Source organism: Blautia intestinalis (assembly GCF_014297355.1).
Classification (GTDB): domain Bacteria; phylum Bacillota; class Clostridia; order Lachnospirales; family Lachnospiraceae; genus Blautia_A; species Blautia_A intestinalis.
The window spans coordinates 375,975-391,748 of sequence record NZ_JACOQE010000003.1; the positions used below are offsets into that span (position 1 = coordinate 375,975).

17 protein-coding genes and 1 pseudogene are annotated in these 15,774 nt (G+C 35.4%); 14 read left to right on the forward strand and 4 right to left on the reverse strand.

The genetic code is table 11. The features are described 5' to 3' along the window. Nucleotides 1-2 precede the first annotated feature (2 nt). From H8Z79_RS08060 to H8Z79_RS08115, 12 genes are read left to right on the forward strand one after another with little or no spacing between them, the layout of a single operon-like run. Complete coding sequence (locus H8Z79_RS08060) at nucleotides 3-1,079, forward strand: glycosyltransferase family 4 protein (RefSeq protein ID WP_207662811.1); 1,077 nt, start codon at nucleotides 3-5, stop codon at nucleotides 1,077-1,079. Then, the gene (locus tag H8Z79_RS08065; RefSeq protein ID WP_118039489.1) at nucleotides 1,079-1,813 is read left to right on the forward strand and encodes a glycosyltransferase family 32 protein; all 735 of its coding nucleotides are present in this window, start codon (nucleotides 1,079-1,081) and stop codon (nucleotides 1,811-1,813) included. Before H8Z79_RS08060 ends, H8Z79_RS08065 begins: the two co-directional genes overlap by 1 nt. A 27-nt stretch (nucleotides 1,814-1,840) precedes the next feature. After that, complete coding sequence (locus H8Z79_RS08070; protein ID WP_118039488.1) at nucleotides 1,841-3,010, forward strand: glycosyltransferase family 4 protein; 1,170 nt, start codon at nucleotides 1,841-1,843, stop codon at nucleotides 3,008-3,010. Further along, on the forward strand, nucleotides 3,007-3,924 hold the full coding sequence (locus H8Z79_RS08075) for a glycosyltransferase family 2 protein (RefSeq protein WP_118039487.1): 918 nt from the start codon (nucleotides 3,007-3,009) through the stop codon (nucleotides 3,922-3,924). Before H8Z79_RS08070 ends, H8Z79_RS08075 begins: the two co-directional genes overlap by 4 nt. Before the next feature lie 10 nt (nucleotides 3,925-3,934). Continuing rightward, nucleotides 3,935-4,507: a serine O-acetyltransferase gene (locus H8Z79_RS08080; RefSeq protein ID WP_118039486.1), complete on the forward strand. Its 573-nt coding sequence runs from the start codon at nucleotides 3,935-3,937 to the stop codon at nucleotides 4,505-4,507. 10 nt (nucleotides 4,508-4,517) lie between these two features. Then, entirely contained in the window at nucleotides 4,518-5,570 is a 1,053-nt protein-coding gene (locus H8Z79_RS08085) for an alpha-1,2-fucosyltransferase (RefSeq protein ID WP_207662810.1), read from the forward strand. 12 nt (nucleotides 5,571-5,582) lie between these two features. Next, nucleotides 5,583-5,885, forward strand: a complete 303-nt coding sequence (locus H8Z79_RS08090; protein WP_182279222.1) for a hypothetical protein — start codon at nucleotides 5,583-5,585, stop codon at nucleotides 5,883-5,885. 43 nt (nucleotides 5,886-5,928) lie between these two features. Beyond that, nucleotides 5,929-6,144 (forward strand): acyltransferase, encoded by a 216-nt coding sequence (locus H8Z79_RS08095; protein ID WP_270498955.1) that lies wholly within the window; start codon nucleotides 5,929-5,931, stop codon nucleotides 6,142-6,144. A 21-nt stretch (nucleotides 6,145-6,165) separates the two neighbouring features. After that, the gene (locus H8Z79_RS08100; protein WP_118039484.1) at nucleotides 6,166-7,383 is read left to right on the forward strand and encodes a hypothetical protein; all 1,218 of its coding nucleotides are present in this window, start codon (nucleotides 6,166-6,168) and stop codon (nucleotides 7,381-7,383) included. Next, nucleotides 7,373-8,593: a polysaccharide pyruvyl transferase family protein gene (locus H8Z79_RS08105; protein WP_182279221.1), complete on the forward strand. Its 1,221-nt coding sequence runs from the start codon at nucleotides 7,373-7,375 to the stop codon at nucleotides 8,591-8,593. Before H8Z79_RS08100 ends, H8Z79_RS08105 begins: the two co-directional genes overlap by 11 nt. Nucleotides 8,594-8,607: 14 nt before the next feature. Further along, complete coding sequence (locus H8Z79_RS08110; protein ID WP_118039482.1) at nucleotides 8,608-10,161, forward strand: lipopolysaccharide biosynthesis protein; 1,554 nt, start codon at nucleotides 8,608-8,610, stop codon at nucleotides 10,159-10,161. A gap of 33 nt (nucleotides 10,162-10,194) precedes the next feature. Continuing rightward, a complete protein-coding gene (locus tag H8Z79_RS08115; RefSeq protein WP_187002788.1) occupies nucleotides 10,195-10,458 on the forward strand; it encodes a hypothetical protein in 264 nt (87 codons plus the stop codon). Between the two features lie 229 nt (nucleotides 10,459-10,687). Here H8Z79_RS08115 and H8Z79_RS17600 read toward each other — a convergent pair whose 3' ends face one another. The 3 genes and pseudogenes from H8Z79_RS17600 to H8Z79_RS08130 form a co-directional block, all read right to left on the reverse strand. After that, nucleotides 10,688-10,906, reverse strand: coding sequence for a transposase domain-containing protein (locus H8Z79_RS17600; protein WP_225876948.1), 219 nt, complete (start codon nucleotides 10,904-10,906; stop codon nucleotides 10,688-10,690). A 33-nt stretch (nucleotides 10,907-10,939) separates the two neighbouring features. Continuing rightward, nucleotides 10,940-11,283: pseudogene (locus tag H8Z79_RS17125) on the reverse strand (IS66 family transposase); the annotation flags it as partial. A 368-nt stretch (nucleotides 11,284-11,651) separates the two neighbouring features. Further along, nucleotides 11,652-11,834, reverse strand: coding sequence for a hypothetical protein (locus tag H8Z79_RS08130; RefSeq protein ID WP_118039476.1), 183 nt, complete (start codon nucleotides 11,832-11,834; stop codon nucleotides 11,652-11,654). 238 nt (nucleotides 11,835-12,072) lie between these two features. Here H8Z79_RS08130 and H8Z79_RS08135 point away from each other — a divergent pair, with 238 nt between their 5' ends. After that, on the forward strand, nucleotides 12,073-13,236 hold the full coding sequence (locus tag H8Z79_RS08135) for an ATP-binding protein (protein ID WP_118039475.1): 1,164 nt from the start codon (nucleotides 12,073-12,075) through the stop codon (nucleotides 13,234-13,236). Between the two features lie 299 nt (nucleotides 13,237-13,535). After that, the gene (locus tag H8Z79_RS08140; RefSeq protein ID WP_187002789.1) at nucleotides 13,536-15,488 is read left to right on the forward strand and encodes a fucose pyrophosphorylase domain-containing protein; all 1,953 of its coding nucleotides are present in this window, start codon (nucleotides 13,536-13,538) and stop codon (nucleotides 15,486-15,488) included. Here H8Z79_RS08140 and H8Z79_RS08145 read toward each other — a convergent pair. Then, on the reverse strand, nucleotides 15,426-15,774 hold a 349-nt coding region (locus tag H8Z79_RS08145; RefSeq protein ID WP_187002790.1), incomplete at its 5' end, for a tyrosine-type recombinase/integrase. The two genes, H8Z79_RS08140 and H8Z79_RS08145, sit on opposite strands and share 63 nt — an antisense overlap.

Genomic DNA, 15,774 nt, shown 5'->3' on the forward strand with positions numbered 1-15,774 from the left:
CTATGAAAAAACGGATTTGTATGGTGGTTCCAAATCCAATGGTAAAAGGTGGAATAGCAGCTGTTGTTAATGGATATAGAGGATCAGAATTAGAAAAAAAATATGATATTACATATGTTGAGTCGTATAAAGATGGGAGTAAGTTTGAAAAACTCTTAAAAGGAATTTGTGGCTATCTTCATTTTATTCGAGTCCTTTTATTGCATAAACCAGATTTAGTACATATCCACTCTTCATTTGGACCATCATTTTACCGGAAAATGCCTTTTATTTATATGGCAACTTGGGCCAAGGTGCCGGTTATTAATCATATTCATGGGGCAGACTTTGATGACTTTTATGTGAATGCTTCAGAAAATAAGAAAAAGAGAATAAAAAAAATATATAACAAGTGTACTGTCTTGATTGCTTTATCAGAAGAGTGGAAAAAAAATCTATGCCAAATAGTTTCAAATGAGAAGATAGTTGTCATAGAAAATTATAGCACTCTTTATGAGGACGTTTTAGAGCAACGTCAAAAGAGAAAATGCAATGAAATGATTCTTTTTTTGGGCGAACTTGGTAGACGAAAAGGGTGTTATGATATACCGGAAGTTATTAAACGTGTAAAAGAAAAAATACCAAACGTTAAGTGTATTATGGCAGGGGCAGGATCGGAGACTGACGAAGAGGCTATAAAAAAATTAATCAGGGAAAAAAATATTATGGATAATATTGTTTTCCCTGGTTGGATTCGTGAAGCAAAAAAGGATAAAGCGTTAAAAGAGGCAGATGTTTTTTTCTTGCCATCTTATAACGAAGGAATGCCCATGTCTGTGTTAGATGCAATGGGGTATGGTTTACCTGTTGTAAGTACGAATGTTGGTGGAATTCCTAAGATTGTTCATAATGGAGAGAATGGATATTGTTGTGATCCAGGAGATATACAGGGGTTTACGAATTACTTAGTACTGTTACTTAGTAATGATCAGTATAGAAAACAAGCAGGAAAGCAAAGCCAGAAAATTGTAAAAGAAAAATATTCGTTTGCAGCACATATCAAACAACTAGAAAAACTGTATGAAAGCAAGGTGAAGTGATGATTCCCAAAATAATTCATTATTGTTGGTTTGGAGGATTAGATAAACCGGAAAAAGTACAAAAATACATTGATGGATGGAAAAATATTTTACCGGGATATCAGATAATAGAATGGAATGAGAAAAATTTTTCAATAGATTATTGTAGATACACGGAAGAAGCATATCAGCGGAGAAAATATGCCTTTGTTTCAGATGTTGCGAGACTATATGCTTTGAAAACATACGGTGGAGTTTATTTGGATACAGATGTAGAGATTTTGAAAGATTTTACATCTGAATTGGATGCGAGTGAGATTTTTTCCTTTGAATCAGATACATTATTAATGACAGGGTTTATGGCAGCCCAAAAAGATAGTCAGGTGATTAATGAATTATTGGAAGCGTATTTAACAAGGAGCTTTATTAACCAAGACGGAAGCAATGATCTGACTGCGAACACGGTCTACGTTACTGAATGCCTGAAAAAATATGGTCTTATAATAAACGGAAAGGCACAAAATATTGGAGATATTCATGTGTTTAATTATAAAACATTTGGCGCTTTTGACGCAGATAATTCAAGCTTTGAAATTACGAAGAATACATATTTGGTTCATCACTGTATGGCAACTTGGGGAACAAGTAGTTTTAAGCTACAACTAGCCATAAAGAAATTTCTTGCTAGCTTACTAGGAGGAAAACCATATCGTTTTCTTAGAAAAATTGTAAAGAGAAGAACTACTAAGAATTGATAATAAATGTAAAGAGAAGGGAAATAAATGAAAATATTATATATCACTCCTTACAAAATTAATGATAATGGAGTTTCATCAGGTACAGTAGTATCTGTTAAAAATGCATTGATTGATGCTGGAAATGAAGTGACAGTAATTGATGATTTACATATTCCAAAATGGTTTTCATTTTTTTTGAAAATAGTAAGTAAGCTTTCGTCTAAACAGACAGATATTCTGCGAGAACCCTATGTATTGAAAAAAATGGCTTCTGAAATTGAGAAACGATCAAAAAATTTAGATTTTGATGCAGTATTTTCTCAAACAAGTGTACTCTGTGCATTTTACAAAGGAAAAAAACCTATTGTATTTTATACGGATGCATCGTTTGGTGGAATGTTGGATTACTATTGGAATCCTAAAGATTGGGCTTCATTTAGTCTTAAACATGGTAATTTAGTAGAGAAGATGGCATTGGAAAATTGTAATCGTGCAATTTATGCATCACAATGGGCTACTAATACTGCAATAAAGTGTTATGGAATAGATCCTCAAAAATGTGTGGTAATAAATAGGGGCGCTAATATCTATCATGGATTGAAAATGAATGATATAAGAAAGTGGGTAGAAAATAGAGCTTGCGTGACATCCAAGGGTGAGTATCGTTTCTTATTTGTCGGAAGAAATTGGGAAAGAAAAGGTGGCCCGTTGGCATTGGAGATTGTAACTTTGTTGAATCAAATGGGGTATCATTCTCGTCTAATTGTTGTTGGATGCAAGCCGGTTATTAACGATTCTCAAAAAAAATATATTGAACTGATAGGATTTTTAGATAAATCTATTCCAACTGAAAATGAACGTCTTCAAAATGAATTTTTGAAATCGGACTTTTATCTGCAGCCGAGTAAACAAGAGGCTCAAGGAATCGCATATACTGAAGCAAGCGCATTTGGTGTTCCAGTAATTGCAACGAATACAGGAGGAGTAAGTGGTGTAGTCACAGAAAGAAATGGTTTTTTATTGGAAACTGATGATACTGCAAATGAATATGTAAAAAAGATTCTTCCTGTTTTAACGGACAAAGAAATGTATAAATCGCTTGCGATGAATACATTCGCATTTTATCAAGACTCATTAAATTGGGGAAGTGTTGGAAAAAGATTGACAGCAACAGTTGAAGAGGCAATTGAGGAACAAAATAGGAGAAAATTATGAGTGAATTTTTTTTTACAATATTTACTCCAACTTACAATAGAGCCTATAAGTTGAGAGATTTATATAATTCTTTAAAATTACAGTCTTTTCGAGATTTCGAATGGCTGATTATCGACGATGGATCGACTGATGACACTAAAGAATTAGTGAATGAGTTTATTTCTGAGAAAAGAATAAATATTCGATATATATATAAGTGTAATGAAGGAAAGCATGTAGCTATAAATATAGGGGCAGAAAAAGCCAGAGGAAAATGGTTTTTTATTGTTGATAGCGATGATATGCTAACTGAGGATGCTCTTATAATTTCAAAAAGATACTGCGATCAAATTGATTTTCTTAGTGGGTTTGCTGGCGTAGTTGGTTTACGAGGAGACTCTAAAGGTAAAGTGTGGAGTACAGGAAATATTCAAGAAGGAAATATTGAGATTACAGAAGAAAATAAAAAAAGAGATTTTATTGATGCCACATCAGTTCAGTATCGCTATGGAATGAAAATTGCTGGGGATAGAGCTGAAATTATAAGGACAGATATTCTCAAACAGTATAAGTTTCCAGCATACACTAACGAGCGTTTTATGCCAGAAAGATATTTATGGAATCAGCTGAGCAAAGATGATTATAAATTCAGGTGGTTTAATTCGGTGATTTATATCACTGAATATTTGGAAGATGGTCTTACCAGAAATGGAAAAGAGATGGCAAAAAAAAGCCCTAAATCAAGAGCTAGTGCGGATAATCTAAGTTCTGGTATAAAAGAAATTCCATTTAAGGAACGTTTGTTCTTTTGCATTAATTACTATAGATATGGAATGTATGGAAAAATAAGTATAAAAGAATTGCTAGCGAATTCAGAAGCTAAAGGTATAAGTATCCTTGCATTTCCTGTAGCACTCTTATATAGAGTGAAATGATAGGAGAAATATGATAAAAAATAAGGAAGAATTACTTTTTTATCTAAAACAAGATAAAATCGCACTAATGCTTTATGAGAATGAAAAAAAGCCTCGACCATTCTATGATGAGGTGTGGAAATTTCAAATAGCTTTAAGAAAAGCGGAGTATGCGGTTAACTGTAAAAACGGAATTTTATATCTTCCATATAAATTAATGAGAAAAATAGTGTTTCATTGGTGGAGTGTTAAATGTGGTTTTAGTATTCCACTTAATGTATTTGGACCTGGACTTTCTATTGCACATTATGGAACAATCGTTGTGAATTCCAATGCCAAAATCGGTAAAAATTGTAGAATGCAAGAAGGTGTAAATATAGGTGCATCTGGGAATGAAAAAGCACCTCAAATTGGCAACAATGTATTTATTGGAAGCGGTGCAAAAATTATAGGAGATATAGTTATTGCTGATGATATAGCGATAGGTGCAGGTGCAGTTGTTGTAAAGTCGTTTATGGAACCAGGAATTACAATTGCAGGAAATCCAGCAAAAAAAATAAGCGAAAATAGCTCTAAGATATTTATTTGTGATAGATTGGATTAGGAGGAACGTCATGAAAATTGTTCATATAGAATCAGGCTTGGGAAATCAGATGCTGAGCTTTTGCGAATATATAGCATTAAAAATGATGAATCCGGAGGATGATGTCTATGTTGAAACTGTTATTTATGACATCCCGGAATGCAATGATATTATTTGTCAATGGAATGGATATGAGTTGAATCGTATATTTGGGATAAATGCACCTAATATTAGAGAACGATTCGACGAAAAAAAATGGGAAAAATTCATGGGAGAAATTCGATCGAGTGAGTTTTGGAAAAGGAATTGGAACTATCCAGTCTGGTTTACGAAGGCATTTAATGATTGTGGATTTCCAGTGAAGAACATAAGAGGAGATTTTGAAGAACCCAATTTTCTAGCGCGATACTCAGGAAGGAAAACACTTCGTTCGAAAATTGTGGATACGAAATTAGGTGATACATTGAAAAGATTAATGTATCATATTCAAGAAAAAAAGAAACTTCAAGAGGTAGATAATAGAGAAAATATATTTTTGAATGCAAATCAAGATAATGTATTTACAGGTCAATGGTTATCTTTTAAGTATCGAAATAATGATATTGAGAGAATTGATGCCGCAATTCGGAATACATTTATTTTTCCTGAGTTTCGAGATGAAAAAAATAATGAAATGGCTAGATTTTTGGGAAATTGTAATTCGGTAGCGATTCACGCAAGGCGTGGAGATATGTTGAGTTTTAATGGAAGCTGTTATAAATATGGCTATTTTCAAAGGGCAACAAATCTAATTAGAAAATATGTAGATAATCCCGTTTTTGTTTTTTTCTGTGATCCAGGAAGTGTACAATGGTGTAAAGATAATGAAAAAATCTTTGGATTGAATTTTGAAAAAGATCAAGTATATTTTGTGGATTGGAATAAAGGCGAAGAGAGTTATAGAGATATGCAATTAATTAGTCTTTGTAAACATGCGATTATTACAAATAGTTCATTTGGATGGTGGGGAACATATTTAATTGGAAACAAAACTAAGATTACTGTTTCTCCGGACATTACAATTAATACAACACACCATTGCTAACGAGGAAAAGAAATGTTTAGAAAAATATATTATTGCTATTGTAATTTATGGAATAAACTTGAATTTTATAGAAAACATGCAGAGATATCAAAAGATGTAAAGATATTTGGTCGAGTGCGTTTATGCGGCGGAGATGGTTTGCTTAAAATCAAGAAAAATGTTCGTATTGTATCAGACTGGCGCGCAAATCCAATAGGCGGAGAATATACTGTCTTTAATCTTGTGTGGGGAGGCAATAACCATAGGAGAAAATTCAGGATTATCCAATACGCATATTACGGCAAGGGTATCGGTAACGATAGGCAAGGATGTTAATATTGGGTCTGATTGCAGAATTTATGATAATGATTTTCACTCTGTGAATTATGAAGATAGAATTCATGGTGACAAAAATATAAATGCTGCACCTATTATGATTAAAGATGGAGCATTTATCGGAACACGTTCTATTATTTTGAAAGGTGTCACAATTGGTGAAAGAAGTATAGTGGGAGCTGGATCTGTTGTAACAAAGTCTATTCCACACGATGAAGTTTGGGCTGGAAATCCAGCACAATTTATCAAGAGGTTGTAAAAGATAAATGGAGGTGCGCTTTTGCTGGTAAAAGTAAGTACATTAGCATACTGGGGACTAATCCTTACAGTATTGTTAAGTGAAAATTTTTTGAGTTTGATTGGACCAGATCAAAGAATTATGGGTGTTCCAATAATTGATAGCGTTCTTATTATTACAGTAATATGGATCATAGCAGTAACGCAACATTATAAAAATACTAATGAAGTGAAATACAGATTTAAGTGGATTATGATATTCTCTGTATTTTTGGTTTTTCTTAGTTCGATTCAAAGCTACCGTTTATATGGACAGGGAATCGGTTTGGGAATTCGTCCACAACGTTACTTTTTAGTTTTTGCGTTGTCCTATTTTCCAATAAGGAAGTTGATGGGTAACGAGATATTAGCGTATGAAAAAATCGAGAAACTGATCTATAAAGTTGGAATAGCTGAGATAATTTTGTACTTGGGACAGTTCATTCTAAGAAATATGGTTACATTTCTTGCAGTGAAAAAGAATAATGTGTATTCATCAACTAGATATTATATCAGTACGATACTATTGTGTCTGTTGATTTTTATTTGTTTGGATAAAATTTTTCATAAAGAGAAGATTATTTTTAATTCTTTTGTGATTCTCGCTGCTATGCTTGTGATTCTTGCAGTTGGAAAAATGAGATTGAATTTTATTTCTGTCGCTGCAGCTATAATGATAGGCGTTCTTCTTTGGAGAAAGGGAGGATCAGTAAAAATGCTCTTTGTGATATTAGGAGTTGTTTTTGCTGTCATGATTAGCAATACAGAGGTAATACAAAGTATACTGCCAGCAATTAACAGAACTGGGAAAATTGATACATTAGCTATTAGAGATATTGGCCGAGAGTTTTATCTTCAAACAGTTTATGAACATCCTATTCTTGGAGCTGGCTATATAAATACGCAGTGGCATCCTGCATATGTTGCAGCACGAGCTGGAGAGGGGATATCTTGGGTAGATAATGGGGTATTTGGTATAGTGTTCTTTTACGGAGGAATAGGATTTCTGTGGATAATTGCTATATTTGGAAAGATTTATAAATATGCGTATAAACTGTTGAAAAATGGCGTATATTTATTTTTTGTAATGCCATTATATTGGATTATTGGATGTATGAATGAAGCACATTGGTATTGGAGCAATTTTCTTATACTTGTAGTGTTTATGTGCTTATTGGAGCAAGTAATGGACTCATATGAGGAGGCGCAAAATGAGTTTTGATACTTTTTTGATTGTTGGAGGTAATTTCAACAATAAAGGTGCAGAAGCAATGATGTATATTGCGATTTGCGAAATTAGAAGAAGATTTCCACAGGCGGAAATTTATACATTAGTTGGAAATGCTAAATTAGAGGAAAAAAAACACTCTAATTTAAGAACTGTATTTATAGAAGATAATGTTGAAGTACGTCGTTATTTAGCTAGAGATTTTCGCTTGGAAAAAATAAAATCATTTTTGAAATATTGTATATTAAATATGGTTACAGGCGATTTGAAAAAAATCGAGAAGATTTATAATCAAATTTTAACATCGAAAACTGCCATTGTTGATATTAGTGGCTATGGTTTGGCATCCAACTGGCCAATTGCCGCAAATATGAATTATATAAACTTAATACGGTATGCAAAAAAGCATAATACAACAGTGTATTTGTTTCCACAATCATTCGGACCGTTTGAATACAATAACTCTAAGGTTGCCATTGAAAAATATATTAAGGAGTATCTGCCATATTGTAAAACAATTTTTGCAAGAGAAAAAGAAGGTGCAGATTTGCTTCAAAATAAATACGGATTAAGTAATGTCAGAGTGTCAACAGACTTAGTTCTTGAAAATAAAAATTTGGATTTTTCTCTTGTATTTTCCCATAGACCATCTTTGATTTATCCTAAAGCAACAGGTAAGTTTAATATAGCAGTTTTGCCGAATTACAAGTTGTTGGAAAATAAAACGGAGAAAGAAGTGATTTCTTTTTTTGTTAAGGCAATTGAATGTATAAACGTACGATATAAAATTTATTTAGTAAGCCATGCGCATGAAGATTTAGAACTTTGCAGAAAAATAAAATCATGTTTTGAGGACAGTGAAAGAGTTGAGTTAGTAGAACAAGAATTGAATTGTCTGGAATACAGTGCATTTGTTACTCAAATGAATTTTGCAATAGCATCGAGATATCATTCAATTGTACACGCTTATAAAAATGATGTTCCTTGTATTGTATTGGGATGGGCAACGAAATATGTGGAGTTATTGGCCTTATTTGAACAGAATAATTATATGCTAGATATTCGCAAAGGAGTTGGAGAGGAAAAACTTGTATCTGCAATAAAAGAGATGGAAGAAAGATACTTATTAGAATCACAAAAGATCTCGAGTATTCGTAAGGTAGTACAGGGTCAAAATTGTTTTGATATACTTATGGAGGAATAATAGGAAGATTTTTTATGAAAATAGAAAGATCAAAAAATACATCAAAAAATATAGTATTTGGTTCAATACTTAAAATCTACCAAATCGTGATGCCGTTTATTATAAGAACGGTTATGATATATCAACTTGGCGTTGGATATTTGGGATTAAATAGTCTATTTGCATCTATATTGCAGATTCTTAATATGGCAGAATTAGGGGTAGGAAATGCAATGGTTTATAGTATGTATAAACCTATTGCAGATGATGATGAGAAAAAAATATGTGCCTTAATGCGGCTATATAGATTGTATTATCGTATTATTGGATTGATAATTTTATGTGCTGGAATTATTATAGTGCCATTTTTGCCAAGACTGATTAAGGGAGATATTCCAGGTGGATTAAATCTATATATTTTATACGGATTGAATCTGGGAGCGACAGTTTTGACATATTGGTTGTTTGCATATAAGAACTGCATTATCGTTGCACATCAGAGGAATGATGTGATAAGTAAAATCACGTTATTTGCCGAGAGTTTCAAGTATTTTCTCCAAATTTCTATGTTGGTTATATTTAAAAACTATTATGTTTTTTTGATTATTGCTATTGCATCACAAATTATAAATAATGTTGTAACAGCGATTTGTGCTCAAAAAATGTTTCCTAATTTTAGACCAGAGGGAAAACTAGATTATAAAGAAATTAGGGAGATAAATAGAAAGGTTAAAGATTTATTTACAGCAAAAGTAGGAGGAACAATTACATCTTCAGCAGATACGGTTGTGATATCTGCCTTTTTGGGTCTTACAGTGTTGGCTATTTATCAAAATTACTATTTTGTTATTTCCTCATTGATGGCGTTTGTTGCAGTGATATATGATTCGTGTGCAGCAGGTATTGGAAATAGTCTCGTTATTGAAAGCAAAGAAAAGAATTATCAGATTTTTAGTGCGATTTCACTTGTCATTTTTTGGCTTACAGGATGGTGCACAGTTTGCTTGTTATGCTTATTTCAGCCATTTATGAAGATATGGGTGGGAGATAAATTAGTATTAGATTATAGTATTGTTATCTGTATATGTATATATTTCTTTGTATATGAGCTTGTCAAAATGTTTTGTATGTTCAAAGATGCAGCAGGAATTTGGCATCAGGATAGATTTCGTCCATTAATAAGTTCCCTAATCAATCTGGTGTTAAATTTGATGACGGTTAAATGGCTTGGTTTATATGGAGTTGTTTTGTCTACAGTTATAAGTCAAGTTGTAATAAGTATACCATGGTTGCTTCATAATTTGTTTACTACGATGTATGAAAGTAAAATGAAAGACTATTTGAAAAAAATTGGGCTGTATATAATAGTACTGTTCTTGGGTGTCATTCCTGCATTTATTATTTGTGCAATAATTCCAGATAAGGGTATATGGTTGTTTGCTATAAAAATAATTATTTGTATTATTTTGCCTAATATCATATACATTATACTTTTTAGAAAAACAGCCGAGTTCAAATATATTTGCACATTAGCAGAAAAAGTTCTTCCTTCAAGGTTGAATTTTATTGTAAGAATAATAAAAGGATAATTTAAGTCTTTTTAGTGAAAGGATTGGACATAAATGAAAATTTTGGGAAAGATTAAACGTAAATTAGATGTAAAAAAACAACTGAACAATAAAAGTAAAGAATACGAGAATCGTTTTGATGAGTGCGCTTTTAAAGGGAATAAATGTTCGAATTTTGAACAATATGAAGCTGTTATTACTAGATGGTATCATACAATTGAAAAGGGTCTAGCATATGTGAATTTTAGAGCAGGATTTGGAAAAAATAATATGGATTCATTGCTTGAAACAATGGATAATTATATAAAAGATGGGTAATAAGGTAAGAGTCTAAAATGCAAAGGCATATTGAAATAAGGATCGCCGTGGCATATTCCAAAGGATGCAGTCCCACCAGTTGGATATAAGCAAAGGAAAAAGTGATGTTGGAAAGGAACAACTTATGGACCAAGAGTAAATCCTCAAACATGAGTAATGGGTATCAAAAATCCCCGCATTCTAGCGAGGATTGAGCAGATTTTACAGAATAGATAGGCACATTGAAAAATCAAGACTTTTTGTATCGACTTGGGCATTCTTTCTGGACTCTGGGTGACCATGGGAGGAGATCATCAAGAAAATGAAGATCTTTATCCTCCATGTGCTGTGGAACCTCGGTGAGCAGTAGGTTGAAATATTCAAAAATATTTAGCATGTTTGCCTTCGCTGTTTTGACCAGGCTGTACAAGATCGCACTTGTCTTTGTACCATTGGAAGATTCAATCATTACGAAGTTTTTACGGCCAATGGTAAAAGGCTGGATTGGCTGTTCTACATAGCTGTTGTCCATTGGGACATTCCCGTCAGATAAAAACACACGAAGATATTCTTCCTGACTTATGCTGTAAGCAAGAGCCTTTCCGATCGTGCTGTTGTGAGTCACCTGTAAGTACTTCTGTTTTTCCATGCGAAATAAGCATCCACTTTTTCAGAAAGAACAAGCTGACGCTGCTTTTTGCGGTCTGTAACTGAGAGATCATCGAAGGTATTGTCGATGTGCATGGTCTCTGTGATCATACGGTATGCTTCCTGGGCAATCAATCCTCTGGCAGTGTCCTGACCGACAGATTTTATGAATTCTGCAAAAGGTCTTCTGGTGTGGATCCAGCAACCTGTGACTTTAAGATCCTGGCGTTCTTTTGCAAGCTTATGGTAGACCTACATGTAAGTTTTCTTGCCGTTTTTGATCTTTGCATGATCAATCCGCATAACTTTTACCGGTGACTCATCTGCATGTATGACCTTACTGTCATAGATCAGTTCATGGAGGCGGTCATAAATCAGGGACAGATATATAAAGTACTTTTGATCACCCAGTTTGCCATGGTATTTGTGGAAAGCTGGACACCATTTGTTTTAAAAGTTTTCCCTGTCGTTCCAGAGGAAGGGCATTTGTATACTTACCATTGATGATGGAAGCGACCAGTGCAGGGGTAGCGATACTGTTACAGAAAAGATCCAGTGATCTCAGCTTATTTTAAAGAATTCTGTTTCAGATATTCAACTTCATTGAAGGAATCGAACAGGGAGAGCTGAGCGTTGGCATGATCCAGCTGGGACCGCAGGGCAGGGAGCTGATCCTGTAAAGAAGATACGATAACGACGAGAGCTTCTTTGCCGAGATTATTTAACTGTTCATCTGATAACTGGATCATGTTGTGTCACCGCCTGTGTTAATAAGAACATTATACCAGAAGCGGTGAAAAAAGGACACTTTATAAAAGAGGCAGAAAAGTAAAAATGACTATGGCTGAAAGGCAGGAGAAAGGACGTATGAGGATCCCGGAAATGGGATACAGTTAAAAAGAAAAAGTGCCGTACAGAGCTTTAGACACTTTTTAATGAAGATTAACAGATGTGAAGAAGCAACTCTGGATAGGAGGAATAAACCACATGAAGATAAATAATAAAGAATTTAGAGAATGGACCGCAGATGATCTTCAGGTTCTTCTTAATAATGATGCCTATCGAGAGAATAATTTTATTGATTATAAGGTGAATTTTGCACCGCTTATAGATAAGGACAAAAAGAGGGAAAAACAAGCTGAGTTCAGAAATGATGTCTGCTCCTTTGCGAATGCAGACGGGGGCTACATCTTTTTTGGCATTGGAGAAAGTTCTGGAGCAGCCAGTATATTAGCGGGTATTTCAATTTCTAATATTGATCGCTTTGAATTGGATCGCCGGAATGAACTGCAGGCAATTCGCCCGACTGTGCCAGAGGTTGACTTTTCGTTCATTTCAATACAAGATGATAAATATGTTGTGGTACTTCATATTCAACGGGGGTTGTATAAACCATATATTACAGAAGAACCAGAAGGACAGTTTCATTTTTATATAAGACATGGAAATAAAAAACAGGCAATGAGTTATACAGAGATACGAAATGGATTCTTAAACGCTGCAATGCTGTCAGAAGATATCAAGAGCTTTAGAAAAGAACGACTGGAAGAACACATCACAGAAGCGAAAAAACCATTTGCACTTGTACAGATAATTCCAGCCACATTTAGAAGTGATTATGTTCCGATGTATGATATGTACAGAGAAGGAAAGTTGGATTTTGATGATTTGTTTAATGGTATGATCCGTGATCGTGCAGTTCCAAATGTGGACGGTGTCTATTTCCCTGATTATTCTAAACTGCGAGATTTTGAGAAGCTACAGATTTTTAATAATGGTACTGTTGAGCTGAAAATAGATTTTGAGATAAGAGAACAAAATTCAAAAAGCCAGCAGCTAAAAACGGAGCGATATTTGATTATATTTGACTTTGTAGAAGAACTCAAGAACTTGATATATGGAACATCAACAATGTACCAAAAATTGGGACGTTCGACTGCTATGTATGTGTGTGTAACGATTGTTGGCTGCAAAGACCTCTGGAACTATACCGCCAATGCATATGGAGCAAATACACCAACGAAAGTGGACCGCAATCAAATAGTGTGTATGCCAATCGAAATTCGGAATATTCAAGATGATCAGCAAGTAAGAGAAGGCATAGAAAACTGCATCCGGATGACAAAGTATTCACTTGGAATAAGAAAATAAATGGTAACTATTCAGAAGGTAGTATCCCGCGAGGCGTTTTGGCATGTTTTCTGCCAAAATCCCGAGACATACAAGGCAAAATGCCATCACCGAAGGTGATTTAGAATGCATTTTGACTCGTAACTGTGAGGGTACTGAACAGTTACAATAAATGTTTGATAGTGCTTGGCAGGAGATGAGAATATGAAATGTGCGGATTGCAATAATAATAAAATCTTACACATAGATAGCTATAGGAAATATGGTAAACTAGAACGAGACTGACTATTGAGGATTAATATTTAAGGAGAGAGTTACGTATGAAGAACATACCATCTTTATTTTTATCCCAGGCATATAGAGATTGCTGGGATGATTACAACAGATCTTTAAAACTGAAAAAATTCCCCAGATGGGATTATGTGATTTTGACCGCGTCAAATGAGCAGCAGGCAGAAGGTTTCAGGAAGCATCTGGAGGAACGTAAGAGTTTTCTTCCAAAGCACACAAAATTTGTAGCGATTCCTGATCGTGATGGATTGCGTGTGGGCTCTGGTGGTGCGACGCTGGAAGTATTGAAATATCTCCGTTCAAAGGAAGAATCTTTCGAAAAGCTTCGTGTGCTGGTTATTCATTCCGGTGGAGACAGTAAACGTGTGCCGCAGTATTCGGCACTGGGCAAGCTTTTTTCACCGGTTCCGCATAAACTGCCGAATGGACGTAATTCTACATTGTTTGATGAATTTATGATCTGCATGAGTTCTGTACCGTCACGTATCCGCGAGGGAATGGTTCTCTTATCAGGCGATGTGCTGCTGCTGTTTAATCCTTTGCAGATTGATTATAACAATGTCGGCGCAGCTGCGATTTCCTTTAAAGAGCATGTTGAGACAGGCAAGAACCATGGTGTTTACCTGAATGGTGAGAATGGAAATGTGAAATGCTGTCTGCAGAAGAAGTCTGTAGAGGTACTGAGATCAGTTGGTGCAGTCAATGATTCCGATTGTGTAGATATTGATACAGGTGCGCTGATTTTCAGTACGGAAATGATGGAATCTCTGTATTCTCTGATCGCAGCACCGGAGGATTATGACCGACATGTAAATGCAAAAACAAGATTGTCCTTATATGCAGATTTTCTTTATCCTCTGGCTGAGGATTCGACATTGGAGGAGTTCTATAAGGAGAAGCCGGAAGGTGAATTTTGTCCGGAGCTTACAGCCGCGCGCGAGCGTGTATGGAATGTGTTGCGTCCGTACAGAATGAAACTGTTGCGGCTTGCACCGGCGAAATTTATCCATTTCGGAACTACCCGTGAGATTCTCGGATTGATGAACGGCGGTGTAGATGAGTACAAAGATCTTGGATGGAGCCGTATAGTCGGAAGTAGTATTAAGGGAGATACGGCCGGATATAACAGCGTACTCAGCAGCCGGTCAACGATCGGAGAAGGCTGTTATCTGGAGATTTCCTATGTACATAGGAATTCTAAGATCGGCGATCATTGCGTATTGTCCTATATTGAAGTTTCTGACCGCGAAATTCCGGACAATGTGGTGCTGCATGGTCTGAAGCAGAGAGACGGAAGCTTTGTGGTACGTATTTTTGGTATTGGCGACAATCCAAAAGAAAATAAACTGTTTGGCAAAGATCTGAATGAACTGGAGCAGAAGCTTGGAGTCCGTCTGTGGGAAAATTCTGCACACAGTTTATGGGAAGCCAATCTTTATGCGGAAGCAGATAATATTCAGGACGGGGTAGATGCCGCACTTAATCTGTACAGAATAGTAAATGATGAATCTGCTGCTGATATCGAACAATGGAGAAATGCAGAGAAAAAATCGCTTTGTTCCGGATTTAATGCAGCGGATCCGGATGCGATCATTGCATGGAATAAGCGTATGGAGGATCTGGTCGCAATGGACGAGATCACTAAGGCAATCCGACATAAGGTGCCTGCGCAGAAGCTGCAGAAACGGACAACTCTTACCAAAATTCAGAGGGAATGGCTGAAGAAGCGACTTGACAAATCGGATTTTGTGGAGAGATTTCCTGAACTTTCCTTATTTTACAGGCTTTCCAGCCCCTTAGATAGTGAAATGATATGTATTTTCCCTTATTTTTGCCCTTGTGAGGAATCCGCAAGGGAAATAAGGGAAATTTTATGCCAAAGTATGCAAGAGAAGTTGCCAGTGGCAAGTTCTCTGTATTTAAGCATTGCTCGCTACTTTATCAAGAAGTCTTGCGGAATCCCGTTTAGCTTTTCTTGTTGAGTGAGCGTAAATATTCATTGTGGTACTTACGTCAGAATGTCCTAACAGTTCCTGTACATCTTTCGGAGCCGCCCCATTCGAGAGCAGGTTGCTGGTGTAGGTGTGCCGTAACTGGTGAAAGTGAAAATCTTCAAATCCTTCCAGCTTCTTTGACACTGACCTGCATACAATGCCGAGTGTACTCGGCAGTTCCAGACTACCATCCGGTCTGAGGCAGACAAAGGATATTTCTTTATAATCTGCCGGGACTTCCTGCGTTCCGTCAAGGTGATAGTATTCATAATAC

Coding starts and splice junctions, on each gene's coding strand:
- H8Z79_RS08115 (WP_187002788.1), top strand. CDS start 10,195: ATGAAAATTTTGGGAAAGATTAAACGTAAATTAGATGTAAAAAAACAA.
- H8Z79_RS08070 (WP_118039488.1), top strand. CDS start 1,841: ATGAAAATATTATATATCACTCCTTACAAAATTAATGATAATGGAGTT.
- H8Z79_RS08105 (WP_182279221.1), top strand. CDS start 7,373: ATGAGTTTTGATACTTTTTTGATTGTTGGAGGTAATTTCAACAATAAA.
- H8Z79_RS08130 (WP_118039476.1), bottom strand. CDS start 11,834: ATGATCCAGTTATCAGATGAACAGTTAAATAATCTCGGCAAAGAAGCT.
- H8Z79_RS08090 (WP_182279222.1), top strand. CDS start 5,583: ATGTTTAGAAAAATATATTATTGCTATTGTAATTTATGGAATAAACTT.
- H8Z79_RS17600 (WP_225876948.1), bottom strand. CDS start 10,906: ATGATTGAATCTTCCAATGGTACAAAGACAAGTGCGATCTTGTACAGC.
- H8Z79_RS08060 (WP_207662811.1), top strand. CDS start 3: ATGAAAAAACGGATTTGTATGGTGGTTCCAAATCCAATGGTAAAAGGT.
- H8Z79_RS08135 (WP_118039475.1), top strand. CDS start 12,073: ATGAAGATAAATAATAAAGAATTTAGAGAATGGACCGCAGATGATCTT.
- H8Z79_RS08065 (WP_118039489.1), top strand. CDS start 1,079: ATGATTCCCAAAATAATTCATTATTGTTGGTTTGGAGGATTAGATAAA.
- H8Z79_RS08140 (WP_187002789.1), top strand. CDS start 13,536: ATGAAGAACATACCATCTTTATTTTTATCCCAGGCATATAGAGATTGC.
- H8Z79_RS08080 (WP_118039486.1), top strand. CDS start 3,935: ATGATAAAAAATAAGGAAGAATTACTTTTTTATCTAAAACAAGATAAA.
- H8Z79_RS08075 (WP_118039487.1), top strand. CDS start 3,007: ATGAGTGAATTTTTTTTTACAATATTTACTCCAACTTACAATAGAGCC.
- H8Z79_RS08110 (WP_118039482.1), top strand. CDS start 8,608: ATGAAAATAGAAAGATCAAAAAATACATCAAAAAATATAGTATTTGGT.
- H8Z79_RS08085 (WP_207662810.1), top strand. CDS start 4,518: ATGAAAATTGTTCATATAGAATCAGGCTTGGGAAATCAGATGCTGAGC.